The sequence below is a fragment of the Sphingobium sp. LSP13-1-1.1 genome, from assembly GCF_040676415.1.
Lineage (GTDB): Bacteria > Pseudomonadota > Alphaproteobacteria > Sphingomonadales > Sphingomonadaceae > Sphingobium.
On the sequence record NZ_JBEGHU010000003.1, the window covers coordinates 116,494 to 134,625 of the forward strand.

General features: G+C 65.1%; 21 protein-coding genes. 6 read left to right on the top strand and 15 right to left on the bottom strand.

Annotation, left to right across the window (positions count from 1 at the left end; all coding sequences use genetic code 11):
• Window positions 1–2: 2 nt before the first annotated feature.
• Window positions 3–821, bottom strand: a complete 819-nt coding sequence (locus MRBLSP13_RS04030) for an ABC transporter permease (protein ID WP_363752854.1) — start codon at window positions 819–821, stop codon at window positions 3–5.
• Between the two features lie 291 nt (window positions 822–1,112).
• Here MRBLSP13_RS04030 and MRBLSP13_RS04035 point away from each other — a divergent pair, with 291 nt between their 5' ends.
• Window positions 1,113–1,949, top strand: a complete 837-nt coding sequence (locus MRBLSP13_RS04035; protein ID WP_363737581.1) for a LysR substrate-binding domain-containing protein — start codon at window positions 1,113–1,115, stop codon at window positions 1,947–1,949.
• Between the two features lie 13 nt (window positions 1,950–1,962).
• On the opposite strand, the gene MRBLSP13_RS04040 is transcribed toward MRBLSP13_RS04035, so the two are convergent.
• Genes MRBLSP13_RS04040 through MRBLSP13_RS04055 form a run of 4 tightly spaced genes read right to left on the bottom strand, consistent with a single transcriptional unit; the run spans window position 1,963 to window position 5,216 of the window.
• A complete protein-coding gene (locus MRBLSP13_RS04040) occupies window positions 1,963–2,910 on the bottom strand; it encodes a D-isomer specific 2-hydroxyacid dehydrogenase family protein (protein WP_363737583.1) in 948 nt (315 codons plus the stop codon).
• A 2-nt stretch (window positions 2,911–2,912) separates the two neighbouring features.
• Window positions 2,913–4,088 (bottom strand): acyl-CoA dehydrogenase family protein, encoded by a 1,176-nt coding sequence (locus tag MRBLSP13_RS04045; RefSeq protein ID WP_363752857.1) that lies wholly within the window; start codon window positions 4,086–4,088, stop codon window positions 2,913–2,915.
• A gap of 5 nt (window positions 4,089–4,093) precedes the next feature.
• The gene (locus MRBLSP13_RS04050) at window positions 4,094–5,083 is read right to left on the bottom strand and encodes an ABC transporter substrate-binding protein (protein WP_363737587.1); all 990 of its coding nucleotides are present in this window, start codon (window positions 5,081–5,083) and stop codon (window positions 4,094–4,096) included.
• On the bottom strand, window positions 5,073–5,216 hold the full coding sequence (locus MRBLSP13_RS04055) for a hypothetical protein (protein ID WP_166666323.1): 144 nt from the start codon (window positions 5,214–5,216) through the stop codon (window positions 5,073–5,075). The genes MRBLSP13_RS04050 and MRBLSP13_RS04055 overlap by 11 nt, the downstream gene beginning before the upstream one ends.
• A 104-nt stretch (window positions 5,217–5,320) precedes the next feature.
• Between MRBLSP13_RS04055 and MRBLSP13_RS04060 the strand changes: the two genes are divergently transcribed.
• Complete coding sequence (locus MRBLSP13_RS04060; protein WP_133652518.1) at window positions 5,321–6,673, top strand: FAD/NAD(P)-binding protein; 1,353 nt, start codon at window positions 5,321–5,323, stop codon at window positions 6,671–6,673.
• A gap of 35 nt (window positions 6,674–6,708) precedes the next feature.
• On the opposite strand, the gene MRBLSP13_RS04065 is transcribed toward MRBLSP13_RS04060, so the two are convergent.
• Window positions 6,709–7,302: a nitroreductase family protein gene (locus MRBLSP13_RS04065; protein ID WP_133652519.1), complete on the bottom strand. Its 594-nt coding sequence runs from the start codon at window positions 7,300–7,302 to the stop codon at window positions 6,709–6,711.
• Between the two features lie 170 nt (window positions 7,303–7,472).
• Between MRBLSP13_RS04065 and MRBLSP13_RS04070 the strand changes: the two genes are divergently transcribed.
• Complete coding sequence (locus MRBLSP13_RS04070; RefSeq protein WP_133652520.1) at window positions 7,473–8,810, top strand: LLM class flavin-dependent oxidoreductase; 1,338 nt, start codon at window positions 7,473–7,475, stop codon at window positions 8,808–8,810.
• A 148-nt stretch (window positions 8,811–8,958) separates the two neighbouring features.
• On the opposite strand, the gene MRBLSP13_RS04075 is transcribed toward MRBLSP13_RS04070, so the two are convergent.
• From MRBLSP13_RS04075 to MRBLSP13_RS04105, 7 genes are all read right to left on the bottom strand, one after another.
• Entirely contained in the window at window positions 8,959–10,701 is a 1,743-nt protein-coding gene (locus MRBLSP13_RS04075) for an asparagine synthase-related protein (RefSeq protein WP_363752860.1), read from the bottom strand.
• Window positions 10,698–11,408, bottom strand: a complete 711-nt coding sequence (locus MRBLSP13_RS04080) for a lasso peptide biosynthesis B2 protein (RefSeq protein ID WP_363752863.1) — start codon at window positions 11,406–11,408, stop codon at window positions 10,698–10,700. Before MRBLSP13_RS04080 ends, MRBLSP13_RS04075 begins: the two co-directional genes overlap by 4 nt.
• 20 nt (window positions 11,409–11,428) lie before the next feature.
• Entirely contained in the window at window positions 11,429–11,548 is a 120-nt protein-coding gene (locus tag MRBLSP13_RS04085) for a benenodin family lasso peptide (protein WP_129927693.1), read from the bottom strand.
• A gap of 114 nt (window positions 11,549–11,662) precedes the next feature.
• Window positions 11,663–12,271, bottom strand: a complete 609-nt coding sequence (locus MRBLSP13_RS04090; RefSeq protein WP_363752866.1) for a GntR family transcriptional regulator — start codon at window positions 12,269–12,271, stop codon at window positions 11,663–11,665.
• Window positions 12,268–13,140, bottom strand: coding sequence for a phytanoyl-CoA dioxygenase family protein (locus MRBLSP13_RS04095; RefSeq protein ID WP_363752869.1), 873 nt, complete (start codon window positions 13,138–13,140; stop codon window positions 12,268–12,270). The genes MRBLSP13_RS04090 and MRBLSP13_RS04095 overlap by 4 nt, the downstream gene beginning before the upstream one ends.
• Before the next feature lie 16 nt (window positions 13,141–13,156).
• The gene (locus tag MRBLSP13_RS04100) at window positions 13,157–13,774 is read right to left on the bottom strand and encodes an acyl-homoserine-lactone synthase (RefSeq protein WP_363752872.1); all 618 of its coding nucleotides are present in this window, start codon (window positions 13,772–13,774) and stop codon (window positions 13,157–13,159) included.
• Window positions 13,775–13,831: 57 nt separating this feature from the next.
• Window positions 13,832–14,605 (bottom strand): LuxR family transcriptional regulator, encoded by a 774-nt coding sequence (locus MRBLSP13_RS04105; protein ID WP_363737597.1) that lies wholly within the window; start codon window positions 14,603–14,605, stop codon window positions 13,832–13,834.
• A gap of 167 nt (window positions 14,606–14,772) precedes the next feature.
• On the opposite strand from MRBLSP13_RS04105, the gene MRBLSP13_RS04110 reads away from it, so the two are divergent.
• The 3 genes from MRBLSP13_RS04110 (at window position 14,773) to MRBLSP13_RS04120 (ending at window position 16,525) form a co-directional block, all read left to right on the top strand.
• The gene (locus MRBLSP13_RS04110) at window positions 14,773–14,997 is read left to right on the top strand and encodes a transcriptional regulator domain-containing protein (RefSeq protein WP_363752874.1); all 225 of its coding nucleotides are present in this window, start codon (window positions 14,773–14,775) and stop codon (window positions 14,995–14,997) included.
• Complete coding sequence (locus tag MRBLSP13_RS04115; protein WP_363737601.1) at window positions 14,930–15,586, top strand: DUF2285 domain-containing protein; 657 nt, start codon at window positions 14,930–14,932, stop codon at window positions 15,584–15,586. Before MRBLSP13_RS04110 ends, MRBLSP13_RS04115 begins: the two co-directional genes overlap by 68 nt.
• 666 nt (window positions 15,587–16,252) lie before the next feature.
• Complete coding sequence (locus tag MRBLSP13_RS04120) at window positions 16,253–16,525, top strand: hypothetical protein (RefSeq protein ID WP_312219411.1); 273 nt, start codon at window positions 16,253–16,255, stop codon at window positions 16,523–16,525.
• A 68-nt stretch (window positions 16,526–16,593) separates the two neighbouring features.
• Here MRBLSP13_RS04120 and MRBLSP13_RS04125 read toward each other — a convergent pair whose 3' ends face one another.
• Window positions 16,594–17,010, bottom strand: a complete 417-nt coding sequence (locus MRBLSP13_RS04125) for a hypothetical protein (RefSeq protein ID WP_363737603.1) — start codon at window positions 17,008–17,010, stop codon at window positions 16,594–16,596.
• A 95-nt stretch (window positions 17,011–17,105) separates the two neighbouring features.
• The gene (locus tag MRBLSP13_RS04130; RefSeq protein ID WP_363737605.1) at window positions 17,106–17,351 is read right to left on the bottom strand and encodes a hypothetical protein; all 246 of its coding nucleotides are present in this window, start codon (window positions 17,349–17,351) and stop codon (window positions 17,106–17,108) included.
• Window positions 17,352–18,132 lie beyond the last annotated feature (781 nt).

Genomic DNA, 18,132 nt, shown 5'->3' on the forward strand with positions numbered 1-18,132 from the left:
GCTTATTGCTCCACTATGCTGGGGCGCCAGATGAGGGCGCGGGCTTCGATGGTGCGGACCAGCCAGTCGGCGCCGAGGCCGAGGATGGCATAGACCATCAGGCAGACGACGATGATGTCGGTCCGCATGAAATCACGGGCGTTGTTGATGAGATAGCCAAGGCCCGCCGAGGCATTGATCTGTTCCGCGACGACCAGGACCAGGATCGAGACCGAAAGGGCGTAGCGCAGGCCGACCAGCAGCGAGGGTAGCGCCGAGGGCAGGACGACATGCCAAATCTGCTCCGCCCGGCTGAGACCGAAGCTCTTGGCCGCATCGAGCAGGCGCAGGTCGACGCCGCGGATACCGCTGTAGAGGTTCAAATAGACCGGGAAGATGGTGGCGAACGCGATCAGCGCGACCTTGGGCGTTTCGCCGATGCCGAACCAGACGATGAAGAGCGGGGTCAGCGCGAGCGCGGGAATGGTGCGCTTGATCTGCATGAGCGGGTCGACCGCCAGTTCGCCGGCGCGGGAAAGACCGGCGACGAGGCCGAGCGCAAGGCCGAGGCCGACCCCGATCAGCAGCCCGGCGGCGACTCGGGCGAAGGAGACAAGGAGATTGGAGGGCAGCTCGCCCGAGATCACCATCTCGATCAGCGTGCCGATGACCGCCGAGGGCGCGGCGAGCGTGCGTTCGGGGATCAGGCCGCTGCGCGAGCCCAGCTCCCAGAGCAAGAGCAGCAGCACCGGCGAAAGCCAGCGCCCGCCGAAGCGCGACAGCGAAAAGGGCTGCCGTGTGCGCTCTGCGCCAAATGAACGTCCGATCGCCAGGCCTGCCATATCCGGTCCTTGTTTAGGTCACGGGAAGCCCAACATGTATTCTCTACCAATTCAATTAAGTTTTTCTGCTGTCATCTATGAGTAGCGATCATAAGCGGGGGCTGGCCGCTCGATTGGCTCGCCATGGCGCAGAAAACCGCCGGTTGCCGGTCGGGACTGGCATCCCGCAAGATTTAGTTGGGCCCTTTCAATCTCTACTATTTTGATTGATATATAAGCGTCGGCGATAAGGAACGCCCGTTCCCTGCGATGGGTCGGCCCTTCCCCGCATTTCCAGCTGAAAGGCCCACCGTGCCGGTCAACCTGCCCACCAATTTGCTGCGCAGCTTCGTCGCGATCGTCGATACCGGTTCGATGCTGAATGCGTCGGAGCAGGTGTTCGTCACGCAGTCGGCGCTCAGCCTCCAGATCAAGCGGCTGGAGGAGCTGGTGCAGCAGACCCTGTTCCTGCGCGAAGGGCGGAGGCTCAACCTGACGCCGGCGGGCGAGGTGATGCTCGATTATGCGCGGCGCGTGTTGCTGCTGCATGACGAGGCTGTCGCGGCGGTGAGCGCCGGGCGCTTTGCCGGGCCGGCGCGGATCGGGATGGTGCAGGATTTCGCCGATACGTTGCTGTCGGGGCTGCTCTCGCGCTTTTCGGAGCTGCACCCCGACGCGCAAATCTATGCACGGGTGGCCGGGACGGCGGAGTTGCAGGCGCTGCTCGACCGGCGCGAGCTGGACATATTGCTGGGTTTCGCCGCGCCCAATGACGCCCATGCGGTGACGGTCGCGCCGATGGCCTGGTATGGAGAGCCGGCGCTGGCCGATCGCAGCATCATTCCCCTCGCCGTACTGGAGGAGCCCTGCCGCTTCCGCGAGGCGGCGATACGGGGGCTGGAGGATGCGGGCCTGCAATGGCGGATCGCGGTGGAGACGCCCAATCTCGCGACGCTCAAGGCCGCAGTCGGCGCGGGGCTCGGCATCACCTGCCGCACGCACCTCTTCATTGGCGAGGAATCGACGCTGACGCATGAGCGCTTGCCCGAATTGCCGCGCGTCGCCGCGATCCTGCGCGCGGGCGACAAGCTGGACAGCGCGGCGCAGCGGCTCGCGGAACTGGCGCGGGAGACGGTGCAGGCGCTGTGATGCGCCTGCCGCATCAATAGCCGCGCGCGGGATCGACCACGTCGGACGGCGTCTCGCCGCGCACGAAGCGGCTGATGTCGTCGCGGACCTTTTCCAGCAGCCGGTGCCGCACTAGCGTATAGTTGCTGGAGATATGCGGCGTCAGGCGAACCTTGGGATGGGTGTAGAGCGGATGGCCTTCGGGCAAAGGCTCGGGATCGGTGACATCGAGCGTGGCGAAACCCGGCCCGTCCGCCCGGTCGAGCGCGCGGATCAGCGCATCCTGATCCAGCACCGAGCCGCGCGCGACGTTGATGATGTGCGCGCCGGGCTTAACCTGCGAGAGCAGACGGTCGTCGAAGAGATGGCGGGTCTGGGGCGTGCCGGGCACGGCGATGACGACATGGTCGGCGCGGGCGACCAGGGCGGGCAGGTCGTTGAGCAGCTCGACCCCGTTGATCCCGGCCTGCGCGCCCGATCGGCGCAGCGCCACTACCTGGGCGCCGAGCGCCAGAACCCGCCGCGCCACCGCCTGCCCGATCGCGCCCAGCCCGACAATGCCGACGGTCGTGCCAGAGACGCGCCCCAACGGCGCCTGCTTCCAGTCGGCGCGAGACCGCACCGTCACCGCCTCCAGATTCTTGGCATGGGCGTAGAGGGCGGCGATAACATAGTCGGCGATCTCGTCCGACGCGACGCCGCGCCCGCAGGTGACGAGCGGCGCGTCCAGCAGCCATTCGGGATAGAAATCGACGCCGGCGGACGCGCTGTAGACCCATTTCAAGCGGCCCGGCCAGAGCGAGGGGCGCGCCGCCGGGGGCTGCCGCCATGCGGGCGTCGGGCGGACCAGCAGCAGGTCGGCTTCCGCAGCGGCGGTCCAGGGCTCATCCTCCGCTACGTCGATCACGACCGGGGCGATGGGATGTTGGCCGAGCCCCTTGTTGAAATCGGCGTCGAGCTGGCTGGCGATGACGAGCGACATGGCTATTGTCCCAAAGCCGCGCGGCCGGCCGCGACAAGGATCGTGTCGGTCTGAGGCGAATGGATGCGGCTGCACAGCACGTCGCGATAATGGCGTTCGAGCGGGTTGTGGCGGCTGAGGCCGGGATTGCCAGTAAGTTCCAGGCCGATCTCGACCGCGCGGATCGCGTTGGCGGTCGCGACATATTTGATGCTGTTGACCGCGGCCGCGCCCGGCTGATCGCCAGCGTCGTAGCGCGCGGCGGCGTCGCGGATCAGCGTCGCGTTGACCTGAAGCAGCACTTCGATCTTGCCGAATTTCTCCTGCACGCGCGGCAGGGTGGCGAGCGACGCGCCGAGATTGGACGGTACGCGATCGTTGAGATAGGTCGCCAGCCAATCGCGGGCCGCGCGCGCCACGCCATCATAGATGGTCGAGATGGCGAGCGCATTCCAGATGGCGAGGCTGGGGTCGCCCGCAGCTGCCGCCCATTGTTCCGGCAGGCGCACGTCCACCGCATGGTCGAGCGGGGTCGGCGTGTCGGCGAAATGGACGGCGTGACTGACGGTCGCGCGCATCCCCAGATGATCCCAGGCGGGTTCGATCGTCACGCCGGGGCTGCCGGCCTTCACCAGGAAATTGCCGACACGCGGATTTTCCTCGTCGGTCTTAGCCCAGACCGAATACCAGTCCAGCCCGGTCGATCCGGTCGAATAGATTTTGGTGCCGCTGATCGCCCAGCCGTCAGCCGTGCGCCGCGCGATCGTTGCCGGCAGGCCGCCTCGAACAGGGGTGCCGAGTTCGGGTTCGACGCGCAGCCCGCCGATGAGGCCCCGGCCCGCGACCGCATCGGCCGCCAGCCGCTCGTAGATCGCGGCGGGCCAGCCCTGCGCGCGGAGCGGGTTGGCGTGATAATGATAGGTCATGAAGAGGATGAGCGCGGTAGAGGGCTCGCCCTTCGCCACGGCGGCGAGCACGCGCAGGGCTTCCGAAAGGTTCGCGCCGCGCCCGCCCAGTTCCGGCCGGACGGTGAGGCCGATCAGTCCCTCGTGCGCCAGCAGGTCGAAGGGCGCGCGGGGAAATTCGCCGCTGCGGTCATAGGCTTCGGCGTGCGACGCGAGTTCGCGCGTCAGCCAGTCGAGATAGTCGGCGGTGATCGTAGACGGGGCGCTGTCGGGCGTGGCGAGACGGGTTGCCATGATGGTCAGCCTCTTTTCGGAATAGCGGAATTGAAGCGGTCGTCCCAGAGCGGGCGGACATCGACCGGCTTGGGCAGCAGCTTCTGGGCGTAGAAGAGGTCGGCGACTTTCTGCTGCGACGCGATGGCCTCAGGCGTGACCGGGCGCAGTTCGTACACGTCGCTCTTGCGCTTGAACTGATCCTGCACATAGGCGAGCGGCACGCCGATATCCCTGGACACGATGACCGCCCACTCATCCTGATGCGCCGCGGCCCAGGCATAAGCTTTCTGGGCAAGGCCGAGATAGTCGGCGATCAGTTTCGCCTTGTCGGGATCGGCGAGCGCGTCGACATGCGCGGCCACCAGATAATTGCCCGAAAGGATGCCGTAGGCGGTGCGCAGAATGCGCGCGCCTTCGGTCGCGATCGCGCGCTGGATCGGAAAGCCGTAGATCGCCCAGGCGTCGAGGGCGCCCTGGGAAAAGGCCGCCGCGCCGTCGGTCACGCCCATCGCCACCGGCTTGATATCGTCCCAGCCCAGGCCAACCTCCTCCAGCATCCGGATGAGGAAATATTGCGAGGTGGTGGCGCGGACATAGCCGACGCGCTTGCCCTTGAGGTCGGCGATGCTCCTGGCGGTCGAACCCTGCGGCACCAGCACGACCTGATTGTTGACGTCGCCATGCGCGACCGCGATCTGGCGGAAGCTCTGGATGGTCGAAGCGGCGGCGAAGATCGGCGGGATCTCGCTCATCCCGCCATAGTCGAGCGAGCCGCCATTCAGCGCCTCGACCACGAGATGGCCCGACTGGAACTCGTTATAGGCGATGTCGAAGCCTTCGGGCTTTATGCTGGCGGATTTGAAGAGCAGCCGCGAATCGCCATCGCCCTTGCCGGTGATGGACACGCGCAGCGTGGGGCGGCCCGCCTTGCCCGATCCGCAGGCGGCGAGCAGCAGGCAGGAGGCTGCGCCGCCGCCCAGCATCAACCGGCGGGAAAGACCCTCAGCCGCCACGGGCGCTTGTCGCGGCCGGCGCGGATTCGGGCGCGCGGTCGAACAGGATGACGTTGGGATCGCGCAGAAACTCGCGCGCCGCCGCCGCCTTCCAGCGCCGCCATCCGGCGATCAGGGGTTGTAGAGGGGTCATGACAACGCAGCTCCAGAAAATCGAATTGAGGCTATTTATCTATTGAGTAAGTAGAGATATGTCCCACAAGCAATGCTGCCCAAACCATTAGAAATGCTTGATCCATGCTGAGCGCCAATCATGTCGCCATCGTTGGCGGCGGCTTTTCCGGCACGCTGCTGGCGATCAATCTGCTGCGCCATGGCGCAGTGCGCGTCACGTTGATCGAACGGCGAGGCGACCGCTTCGGGCGCGGGCTCGCTTATGGCGCCGCGCAGCACGACCATATTCTCAACGTCCGCGCCGCCAATATGAGCGCGCTGCCTGACGAACCTGGCCACTTCGCCGACTGGCTGAGGACGCGGGCCGCAGGACAGGATGCGAGCTTCGCCACGCGGCAAACTTACGGCCTCTACCTTCGCGACCTGCTGGAGGCCGCCAAGGCTGCTGCCGGGGCACGGCTGCGGCTGGTGGAGGCGGAAGCCGTCGATCTCAGGGTGTCGGACGGGGCAGCGACAGTGCGCCTCGCCACCGGTGCGCAAGTGAAGGCGGACATCGCAGTGTTAGCACCGGGCAACCTGCCGCCGCACGCCCTGCCCGCCTTTGCCGGCATTGCCCATCCCGCCTATGCCGATGATCCCTGGGCGCTGGGGCTGGCCGATGGATTGGGGCCGGAGGATCAGGTGCTGCTGTTGGGCACCGGCCTGACAGCGGTGGATTGCGCGCTCAGCTTCGACACGGCTGGCTTTGCGGGGCCGATCGTGGCGGTGTCACGGCGCGGGCTGCTGCCCCGCGCCCATGCACCGGCGCAGGCGGCGCCCGGCCTGTCGGAGCGGCCGAACGGCTCCGCCTCGGCGCTGGTGCGGCGTGTGCGTGCGCGCGCGGACGCGGTTGGCTGGCGCGCGGCGGTGGACGAATTGCGGCCCTTTACTCAGGATATGTGGCGTGCCGCCGATGCCTCCGACCGTGCGCGCTTCCTGCGCCATCTGCGTCCCTATTGGGATGTGCACCGACATCGCATCGCGCCTGCGGTAGCGGACAGGCTGGCGGGGATGCGGGCCGCCGGGCGTCTGGAGATCGCCGCCGCAAAGGTCATGGAAGCAAGACCGGACGGGGCGCGAATCGCGGTTGCGTTGCGCTCTCGGGGCAGCGATGCGGTGGCTTGGCGGCATTTCGCGCGTGTGGTCAATTGCACAGGTCCGCTCGGCGACCTCGGCCGCACGCGTGACCAACTGCTTCGCGCGCTGGCGAGCCAGAGCGCGATCCGGCCTGATTCCTTGGCGATCGGCATTGACGTGGATCGCCAGTGCCGGGCGATCGGCGCGGGTGGCGAGGCACGGGATCGCCTCCGTGTCGTCGGCCCAATGACGCGCGGCGCGCATTGGGAAATCGTCGCCGTGCCAGACATCAGGCGGCAGGTCTGGACGCTCGCCCGGGACATCAGCAACGCCCATTGGGTTGAAGCCGCCGGTCTGTAGGCCAGCCGCGCCCTCGCCCGGCGGCGCGGGACGGGTCAGCCCGGGAACGCGCCAGCGAACGTGAACGCCTCGATCGGCTTGCGACCGCTGGGGACTTCCCGCTCTCGCAGGGCCTCGGGTAGGCTGGCCTTGTCGCCTTGTCGTCCGATCGCCACTGCCGCCTCGATCCGAAACCGCTCCGGCGCATTCAGCGCGATCCGCGCCGCGTCGAAATCGACGCCGGTCATGCCATGAGCATGATAGCCCAATCTCGTCGCCTGCAACGCGATCAGAGCCCAGGCCGCGCCGACATCGAAGCTGTGGCTGTATGACGCCTTGGGATCCGACCCCGGACCCTGTTCCATCAGCGTATCGGACAGAAGATACAGCAGCACGGCGGCATTCTTAGCCCAGCTCTGGTTGAAAGGAAGCAGCGGGTCCATAAAGCGCTGCCAATCGGGTCTGCCCCGATGGGCGTAGACGAACCGCCAAGGCTGATAATTGAAGGCGGACGGCGCCCAGCGTGCTGCCTCGAATATGCTGTCCAGGGCAGCTTGGGGAATCGACGAGCCGTCATAGGCGCGCGGCGACCAGCGCTTGGTGAACAAGGGCTCAATCGGATGCGCCGGGGTGCGAGCGGACGTTGTCATTCTGTCTCCTCATGCGGGATGCCGCAGGCCAACATCAGCGCGGCAGAAACAACATCAAGGGGTATTTGCTCAATTCATATGCGCATGAGGACATTGCGTTGGTTGCCGACCAAGCGCTGGCCTAGATGGGGTCGGCTCATCCTCCTCTTTTCCTGCATCAAGGACCGGCCATGGCCAAATCCCCGCACATCAAACTCGGCTTCATCCTGCACGGCGTCGGCCGCACCTGGAACGATTGGCGGCACCCCGACCGCGAAGTGAACGCCAGCACCAGCTTGTCCTATTATCAAAAGCAGGCCGCGACGGCGGAACGCGGCAAGTTCGATTTCCTCTTCGTCGCCGACAGCCTGTCGATCACCGAGAAATCCAGCCCCCATTATCTCAATCGGTTCGAGCCGATCACCATATTGTCGGCGCTTGCCGCCACGACATCGCGCATCGGCCTCGTCGCGACGCTGACAGTCAGCTATTCCGAGCCGTTCAACGTCGCCCGCCAGTTCGCCTCGCTCGATCATCTGAGTGGCGGACGCGCCGGCTGGAATGTCGTCACGTCCTGGCTTGGGGATACGGCGGCCAATTTCAGCAGGACCGAGCATCCCGCCCATGCAACCCGCTACAAGATCGCCGCTGAATATCTCGACGTGGTGAAGGGGCTATGGGACAGCTGGGAGAAGGGTGCGCATGTCGCCGATAAGGAGAGCGGCCAGTTCGTCGATCCTAACAAGCTGCATCGGCTGGAACACAAGGGCGAGTATTTTCAGGTGCGCGGGCCGCTCAACATCAAGCGCACGCCGCAGGGTCAGCCTGTCATCTTCCAGGCCGGCGCGTCCGACGACGGACGCAGCTTCGCCGCGCGCCATGCCGAAGTGATCTTCACCCATGCGCCGACCAAAGAGGACGGCCAGGCCTATCTCGCCGATGTGAAGGCGCGGGCCAAGGGCTTCGGCCGCGATCCCGACCTGTTGTTCGTGCTGCCGGGCATCGCGCCGATCATCGGCGATACGGAAGAGGAAGCGGAGGCCCGCTATCGCGAATTGGCGGCGCTGGAATCGATCGACACGGGCCTTGGCTTCCTGTCGCGCACCTTCAACGACCATGACTTCCGTCAATATGATCTCGACGCGCCCTTCCCGGACGTGGCGCATATCGGGTTTGACAGCCAGCAGAGCGCCACGCTGCGTATCCTCGCCGAGGTGCGGGCAGAGAACCTAACGCTGCGGCAGGTGGTCGAACGGCTGGCGACACCGCGCGGGGCGTTCGTCGGATCACCTGAGACGGTCGCCGATCGCCTCGAGCGTTGGTTCGAGGAAGGCGCGGCGGACGGCTTCGTCATTTTCGAGCCGCTGCCGGGGCAACTCGACCTGTTCGTCGACAAGGTAGTTCCCATTCTGCAGGCGCGCGGCTTGTTCCGAACCGATTATGAGGGCGCAACCTTTCGCGCGCATCTGGGCCTGCCCGAGCCGGAGAATCGCCATACGGCAAGCCGTTCGAAACGCAGCGCTGCCTGAACCGGTCGATCACATGCTGCCCAATCGCCAACGCCTTCCAACCACGGCCCGCAGTTCGGAATGTGACTTCACGCTGGCACATGGTAGCTCCCATCCTTTGTCCCCTCTCGGCATTGCTGGATGGACGTACCGTCTGAGATTGCCGCCTCTAGCTTTGGGATGCAGCCCACGCTTCAGCATCGACCAGTTCCATGATGCGCACGAAGCGCAGGTCTCGAACCGGACCAAGCATAAAGAGTAGCTGTGAAATCTTTCTTTCGTCGATGAGACGAAGGTCAGCCAGCTTGCCGCCAAGCAGCATGTCGCGAATGGTCTGCCGATGCCGGTCGAAGATGGTCGCGACGAACCCGGTGGGCGTGCCCTTCGATCGACGCGACACGATGGCCTTGGGAAGATCGGGCGCGAAGGCGCTGCGTGCGATCGCCCGGTCCCGATCGGGTGCAAGCCAGTTCCAGCTCGGGACACGCAGGCAGGCCTCAACGACGGGCTGGGAAACCAGTGGCGATACCGCGCGCTGTTGGGCCTGGGCATTGATGGCCTCGACCATATTCTGTGCCGGGGCGAGCAGGGCCACATGGCTGGCCCGACCGGGCAGGACGCCGTCGGGTGGCGTGAACCAGGGATGGGCAGGAGCGTCCTCGACGATCGCCCTTGCTGCGTCAGACAGGAAGTCGATCGCTGGCGGCTGGCGCGGGGCTGGCGAGCGCAGCCAGGCGCGATGCACCGCGCGCCAGGTCAGGGCCCATGTCCCGGTCTGGCCCAGGTCGCCGAGTGCCCGTGCGGCGCTCCAAAAGCGCTTGTCCAGACCGCCGGTGGCGAGGCAGTCGGCGAGGATCGACACGGTGCGCGAAGCGAAGAAGACATTGTCGCCACCGCCGCCATCGATGAGGATATCGGCTCCGCATAGCTCGGCGGTTTCGGCCGCGACCGCGTCCTGCGCCTGCGTGAAGCAGCGATGCACTGGATAGGGCATATGGGCCGCACCCGAGCGGCGGACATCGACGCGGTCAAGGTCGAATGTCCGCGTCAGCAGTTCGATGCCGGCAGACCGGGCGACCATCCCGGCATAGCGCCTTTCGTCGCTTGCCGCGTCGTCGCCGACGAGGTTGAGGCCGATCACATCGGTGCCGGTCGCCTTCAGGCTGGCGGCCACGATCGCCGAATCGAGCCCGCCGGAAAGGAGCAAGAGGGCGCGATCATGGCTGGCGGTGCGGGCACGCGCGGTAAGATGCACGGCGTTGCGCACGGCGCGAGCCGCTTCCCCGGAATCGTCGATCATCCGATCCCGAGCGACGAAGGCCCAGAGCGACCATAATGTCTCGTATACTACCCCATTCGCCGAGACGAGCAGGCGATCGCCGCCGCGCAGTTCCTCCACGCCGTCGAGGCAGGTCTCGCTGCGCCGCCATTCGGGATAGGCGATGTGACGCGCCAGGGCATCGGGATCGACGCTGAAGCGGCATCCGAGGTCCCGCAGCAGGGCGAGATCGGACGCGACCAGGAGCACGCCGCCTACCCGGGCGTGGTAACATCCCTGATCGCCCATGGGCGCCCGTATGATGGCGGCGGCGGTATCGCTGGTCGTGAAGGCGACATAGCTGCCCCAGTAGCGTTCGATCAGCTTTTGCCCACGCGACCGGGCGATCGCCGTCCATGCCGCATCGTCAAGCGTGGTTTCCGGGCGCGTGCTGCCACGATCGAACAGTTCGCCGACTATCGCATGGCCGCCAACCTGTGCGATCCCGTACCGGTGGTCGCTCCACAGCATGAAGCGGTCGGTTTCGATCAGCGGCACGAACGACACCGAGGCCTTGCGCGCCCTGTCGATCCGCCCCGGAGGAAGCGGCTCGGCGCTGGTCGCGATCAGCGCGAGAAAGCGGCGCCTCATCATAAGACCAGGATCGGGGTGAAGGTCCGCACCATGTCGATGCGGTCGTTGACGAGCCGGTCCTCGTGCTGGACCCAGCAGTGGGCGGAAAATGGCCCGAGTTGCACCCCCAGCACGACATCGGGCCGTATTCCCTTCGCGATCATGCGCGATGCCACCGCGATGGAGTTTGCAAGACACAGGTCGATCTGGCTGGCAAGGTGCGCCGCTGAAACGAACCCGGCCATGATCCCTTCTACCTGCCCTTCCGGCAGGGCACGGGATGTCGGCAAGCGCGATTTGCGGGTCGACAGCCAGGAAAGGGTCCGACCGAGACCCGCCATCTTCAATCGTACGCGCGTGGCGGCAAGGCAGCACAGAGCGCTGGTCGTCCCGGCGAGGGCGGGCCGCGGAAGGTCCAGATCGAGAAGACTGGTCTGCGGCATCACGATCGGACGGCAGGCGGCCGGTGCCTGAGGAGACGCCGATGCCATTAGCAGGCCGCGCGCCAGCAGTCCCTGGACGTGCGCATCGTCTGGCGGTGGGGTCGCGCCTTCCGCCAGCGCCAGGAAGCTGTGCTCGGCGCTTCGCGACAGGCAGAAATAGCGGTCTGCCACGATATCGAGAAAGATGATCCGGTCGCCGACGCGGCAGAAGGAGATGCCATTGCGAAGGGTGAAGCCCATGATCGAACGCCCAGGATCGAAGCCCAGATCGGCGCGCGATCCCATCGGACCGCGCGCCGACGCCGTCAGTCGTCGGCAATGCCGAAGAGCTGCTGGCCGTTCTTGGCATCGATGACCAGGCCGGCGCCGCCCTTGGTTTCGATGCTTGCGGTGCCGAGGTCGATCACTTCGTCTTCACGTTCCATGATGCACTCCTTCGTCCTGCTGCGAAATGCAGCCATGGCAGACTATGGAGGGCGGTCGGCTATCCGAACTTTATACGGATTCTATATCGATTTTGTTTGGCAGGGCGGCGGGCGTCAGCCCGCGCGGTAGACGGCCCGCACGATGTCGGCGGCAGCGCGGCGGCGGCGGCGATGATAGCTGCGGCACAGGATTTTCAGGTGCTTGCGTTCGGCGGTGCTGACGGCCTGCCACAGCGCCTCCAGTTCAGCGCCGGTGCCTTCTAGCACATGCTCTTCGACAGTCCGGACGGCGTGGAGGCGGGCGTTGAGCCGGTCAAGCGCGAGCGCATGCTCGCGATTGGCGGAATGGCGGGCAACGGCCAGAAACGTCGCCGCGGTCCGGTCGGCCAGGGCCGTATCGTCCGCGAGGTCGCCAAGGGGCGGAAGTGCGGCCGGGCGTCGCCATGCGTTGATGGCAAGCAGGACGAGCTCGGCCGACCAGTCGTAGATATCCGCAAGGCCCGGTTCATCGAGCGCAGGGACATGGAAGCCGCCGGCGGTACGTGTCTCCACTAGGCCCTCGCCGGTCAGCCTGTGGAGCGCGTCGCGTACGGGCGTCACGCTCGCGGCAAGCGGCGCGGCCAGCGCCGCCGGATCGAGCCGGTCGCCTGGCCGGAATTCGCGGCTCATGATCCGGAGGCGCAGCGCCTGATGGACCCGTTCGGCGGTTGCCCCGGCGTTCACTGCGCTTCTCGCTGTTCCTGCGCATAGGCATCGACCAGCGCCTGCTGGTCGGGTCGCAGCGCATCGACGGCGCCGAGTGGCCGGTCCGCGCGACCGTCGAGCAGTACCGAAGGGCATTGCCCCTCGAAATTGCCGAGATTGGGCCGATGCTGGCGATAGCCGACCAGCGCCGCCAGATCGGGCGGGAACGCTCGCGCGACCTCGGGCGGATAGGCGAGCCATTGGTTTTCATAGGGCTTGAGCCAGCCCAGTGCATAGCCGATCACGATCCCGCGTCGCACCTCCCGCGTGCGGTTTGCACCCGCGCCGTGGAGCGTCGAGCCGAGAAACAGAAGCGCCGCGCCGGGAGCCATCTCGGCGGCGAGAGGCGCGCCGTCCGGCTCGGCCAGTGCGTTCGCGCCATGGCTCTCCGGCCAGATCCGCGTGGCGCCGTTTTCCTCCGTAAAATCGTTCAGCGGCCACATCACATTGACGAGATACTCAATCTCGCCGACAGGGCCGCGCCACATGTCCTGGTCGCGGTGCGGCAATTGCGCCGGGGCGCCGGGATGAACCGCGATCGCCTGGGTCGTATTGAGCTGGATGCACTCGCACCAGGATGAGAGCACCGCCTGGACGATACGGAGAATGCGCGGGTGCTGGACCAGCGCCGCAGCGCCGGCCGCGCGCGTGAGCAGGCGGCCGAACCGCTTGGTGGTGCTGCCGTAGAAACCACCCTGGCCGAACGGCGTCGCCGCGAAATCACCCATCAATTCATCATCGAGCGCGTGGACCTGCGCGGGCGGCAGCGCATCGGGAAGGATACACCAGCCATGATCGAGAAGGTCGCGCGCGCTGCGGGCGATCTCGTCGTCGATCCTGCCGATCATCGTCGTTCTCCTTGTTTCAGGCCGCGATGCGCCGGCTGTCCCGGATGGCCGGCGCCGCCTGGATGCCCGCCGCCGCGAGCAGGCCGGGCGTGTCGGGGGCGATATCGATGCGCAGCGCAGCCAGCATCGCGCCATCGACGACTTGCGGCAGTCCGAGCGGACGGCAGCGCCAGCCGAACGCGAGGATCTGCTGGAACCAGCCCATTTCGGCGATCGCGCTGTAGCCGGTGATGCCGTGATCCAGCGCATGATCGACGAGCGCGGTCACCAGCGTATCGCGCACCGCGCGGCGCTCGGCCGCGCGCAGCCGGCGGTCGAGGCAGAAGCGGGTGATCTCGAAAATGTCCGGGGCGCGCGGCAGCGCGTCTTCGCACAGGCCTGGATAGAGGCTGTCGAGAATGTGCGGTCGCATGGTCGGCAGCAGGCGCGCCGAGCCCAGATGCGCCCCGTCGGGTTCGGCGAGAATCAGATAGATGGCGTTGAGATCGTCGAACTGGTCGACTTCATAGCGACCTTCGAGGACCGGGACGTCCCATTTGAGCAGGTCGACGAAGACCGACTTGCGCGCGGCGAACATCGCGCGCAGCGCCGCGTCCGACGCGGACGGCGGGGCGGATTGCAGGATATGCAGCATGGCTCTTGCTCCCTTGGCCCTGATCGGTCGAGGGTCGGCGAGATGCCGGTCGCAGCGCTATGCCCGAAAAGGGGCATAGCGACGGCGGAAGATATCCGAGAAGGTGAGGGTTCCGTCGAACAGCGTCCGGATCACCAGCAATGTCCGCTTGTTCACGCCGTAGCGTTCGCAGGCCTGCTTGATATGCCGGGCCACCGTCTCTTCGCTGATCCCGAGGATGCGGCTGATCTCCCAGTCGCCCTTGCCGCGCGCGACCCACAGGACGCAGTCGCGCTGCCGGTCGGTCAGTGCAGGCCCCGGACGCGGCAAGAGCCCGCCGCGTCCCGTCCACAATCGGCGCGCCGCTTCGAACGCGAAATTGCCGGCGAGTTGCGCCAGCGGCAGCATGGCCTGCGGGAGCGGCCGGTCCGCTTCGCTCGCAAAGGAGCAGGAGCCGCGCGCCTCGCCTGGAACATGCGCCGGGACGGTGAAGCCGTCGCCGATGCCCTGTGCGCGGCCGAGCGCCAGGATCCGAAGATCGCCCGGCGTCAGCGGGATCATCGCCGCCATTTGCGACCAGGGGAAGCCGATGCTGGTGACATGGCTGGCGCGGTGCACCGGGTCGCTCACGCCCAGAGCGTTCTGGTCATAATAGTCCGCCCAGCGCCGCGGATAATTATGCAGCCGGATCGCCGCGTCACCGGCCGTGGCCACATCGACATGATGGCTGAGCGCGAAATACTGGAAACCCAGTTGCACGCTGATGGCAGCCATGGCCGCCGCAAGCTCGTCCGCGTTGCCGACCGTTTCGACGATGCGCGCAAGCTGCATCGCCATGCCCGAATAAGGCATCTGATCCTGTCGCGACCGTCGGCGGCGTCTCGTGCGGCCTGGATCCCGGCGGTCGCCCTTCCTTGGTCCTGTGGGCCAGGCGGCGGGGCCTCAAGCCGTCGCCGGGCGACTCCTGTCATGGAAGCGTCATATCATGTTGTGCAGGCGCGCAGAAGTTGTCTTGTGCGATGCAGCATATATGCCCCCGCGCTGTTCGCGGGTTTCGGCCCGTGACGCTGCTGCAGGCGTGGCGTGAGAGCACCGCTTACGCACGGCTGCGCTGTATCGATCGCGCCGGGATCATGTGGGAGTGGCTGCGTCGCAATCCTGATTATATCGCCTGGCATGCCCGGGCGAGCAGCGTTACCCGCGGCCGCGTCGATCCGCGCGCGTGGGGGCTGCACTTTCGCTGAAGATCCGGCCCGGTCGGCACCCGAGGCACGGATCATCTGGCATGCCGATCTCGATCCCGCAACCCTGTCCGTTATAGCGATTTCCACCGATCGCGCCGATCCCGATGGTCTTGATCTGGAGCGTGTCGCCGCTTGGCTGACCGTCGTCACCGATCCGGACGGCTATGACCATGCCGTTCTCTCGGACGGTCGCCACCATATCCGGCTCGATGTGGCGCAAGGCCGGCTTGCCGGTGAGACCTTGGTGCATCTCCACTATCGGTTGCATGGGCTTAGCAGCGCCGAGGCGGGCATCCTGCCGCTGCGCCGCCTCCTCCATCTCCAGCACCATCGCCGCTTTGCCCGCTCGCTGTACCCGCGCGACCCCTGGATCGAACGCGGCATCCAGTTGCTGCGCGTCCATGACGCGCTGGCCGACGGCGCGACCCAGCGCGAAATCGGGGCCGTTCTGTTCGGCGAGGCGCGCGTGGCCGAAGACTGGAACGACCGATCCGACTCGCTGCGTTCGCGTGTCCGGCGGCTGGCGCGCGAAGCGAAGACCCTGGCGTTGGGCGGGTATCGCGATCTGATGCGGCGGCGGTACCGATGAGGTGGGGCGGTGGTTGTACGTCGGCGAGGACGTCCAGACGGGGCGCCTCGCGCCGGGCGCTGCGCCAACCGGCACGACCGCGCTCTATGGCTCGGCGTTCGTTGCGCCAGCGCACCGACGCCTGCACCACCGAGCCCCGGCCAAGCCGGGTCTCAGCCTTGCGGTGACGATCGCTGGCGCGGCCACAGCGACCGACAGTCCGTGCAGATCGTCAGGGCCTGCCGCGCGGTTGACGGAAGCAGGCCATCGGCGGATTTGACCCGGAAACGACCGGATTCTCCGCCTGCCACCTTTGCAACATGGCTGCGAGATTCGCCATGATGCCAACCTCGCGTTGCGCGATGTCGACGCTTGACCATGCAATTCTGAAAAGAAACGGTTCGACCGAACGTGGGACAATTCTGCCATTCCCGGGCGCAACCTTGAATGACGGGTTTCGCCGAAACTTGTCATTGGCAGAGACACGATCAGAAAATGCCGTGCCGTGACGCGACAATTTACTATCATCGCCCTAATGTGCCCTATCCCCGCTCTACGTAATGCGGGTCATACAGGGCTCTTCGGGTTCGCTCAATTGTGATAAGGTGAAACATCACCCGGTTCTAGTCGCAAGCATCCCGTGACTGAGAGACTCGAGCGCTCCCGCTTGCTGACGCGGAGTTTATCATGATTACTGATACTAAAAACAAGGCCGGACCTGCCGAATGGGCAGATTATGTCATCCGCGCTGCTGCTGGAATAGCCAGCGCCGGATCGATCTTCGGCTATGAGAAAATCGTCGCTGCCCGGATTTGGCTGGCAGAACGCCATGGGCGTTCGCTTGCAGAGGCTGCTGACAATGAGTTGCACGGTCAGCCTTGGTGGAGCCGGGGGAGGAGAGATGAACTCGCCACTGCCCTCGATGAATGGGAGAACGAGGGCGGTGGCATCTCGAGGTAGGTGGAGCGAAGAGCCCGCGCCGCCGTATGTTCGGTAAAGCGTGAACTTTAGTGCGGGCTCTCGCGGCTTTATACTGTATCGGCCTGTCGCGCTATCGCCAGTTCAATCGCCCTGATGAATTGATCACCATATTGCTGCGTGGACACATAATCCTGTTCATCCTCTCCCAAGACGTGACCTAGACTGAACGTTTGTTTGAGGCGCATCAGAATGTCGGGCTGCTCTTCTGCGATATGACGGATTAAGGCCCGTAATATGCGTTCATGGGCCAGAACCCGGCGTTCCAAATCCGTGTTTTCAATATTCATTGCTGAGACATTCCTCTGTTCACGCTTTTGGGAATCGCTTGGTGATGCGGCTTTCTGCTGAAGCACGTATTTCACACGGCCTTCTGCTGCCGCGTTTCGTTTGTCAGCCATTCCTACTTCTTCTGCTGCCGACCGAAACGCGCTGAAGCGCCTTCGCTTTCCTTGCGTATCAGACATGTTCTACCTCCATTTGAGGATAGTTGCGATTTTGAAACCGGGCGGCCTGGATCCAAGTTTCGTTTGCGAAAGAGGTGATCCAGGTGGATCCCGCGTCAGAGGTTGTTACGGTGCGTCAAGTCATCGAAAGCCTTATTGAGCCGGCGTATTTCAGCATGAGTCAGAAGTTCGCCGCGGGCCACCTGGTCACGCGCGCTGGTGAGAAGACCTTCAAGAATCTGCAGACGCGTTTGAGTTCTGTTGGGCAGCCTTTCGAGGCGAGACTGGGCATTGATGATCGTCGCGGCGAAATCCAGGCTATTTGCGGTTGGACATTTGTTGGTTTCTTGAACGACTTCCACTTTTCCAGCCTTAATTGTAGATCAATACGAGGATGGTCGCGGCAATCAGAATAAGTGATGCGTTCATGATCACCGCGCGGGCTAAGGTATCATCACGGAAGAGACCGGCGCTGAACCGAAGCATTGTCGAAACGCTTGGAGTATGGCAATTGGAACGGTGTGCGTGGTGAGGTGGACATGTCACTCTCCTCGTCGGGCGGGAGCGCGATAGTCTCTCAGTCACGGCGGCCATGGACGGAGTCGAAGCCGGGATGCGCCAGTATACCACGTCTCACACAGCGATCCTAAAGCCGTTTTCGTGAATGAATAGCATCCCGAATTTGTGGCGGCCCCAGGCAAGCCGATCGGCAGGGTTTGGAACCAGGCGCTAACAGCGCTTCCAGGTTCAGCTTCTCGGAGAGGGTGTGACGTAGCCGCGAAGAGATGTCGCAGGTAAGGCTGCAGTTTGGCTGGAACGGAGTGGTCGATACTGGAATAAAGCGCCTGCCACGACTGGATACCGCGCTGAGATCATCTAAGATCGTGCTTGATGACAAACTCGTCGAACAGTCCGAGCTCATAACCGTGTCCAATGTACCCAACCTCCTGGGCGTGACAGTCTTGAACGGCGCGTCTTTCGGGCGACAGCTCCCGCCCCGATCCTTGGAGACTATCCTGAGGTGGCCTCGCCTTCTTGGACAGGTTGGCGGCTAAGTTAAGCTCATCGCGGATGTCGTTTTATGCCGCCATTTGGGTGATCAAATCCTGGGGGGCATGCCCCCCAGGATTTGAAGCGCCGATT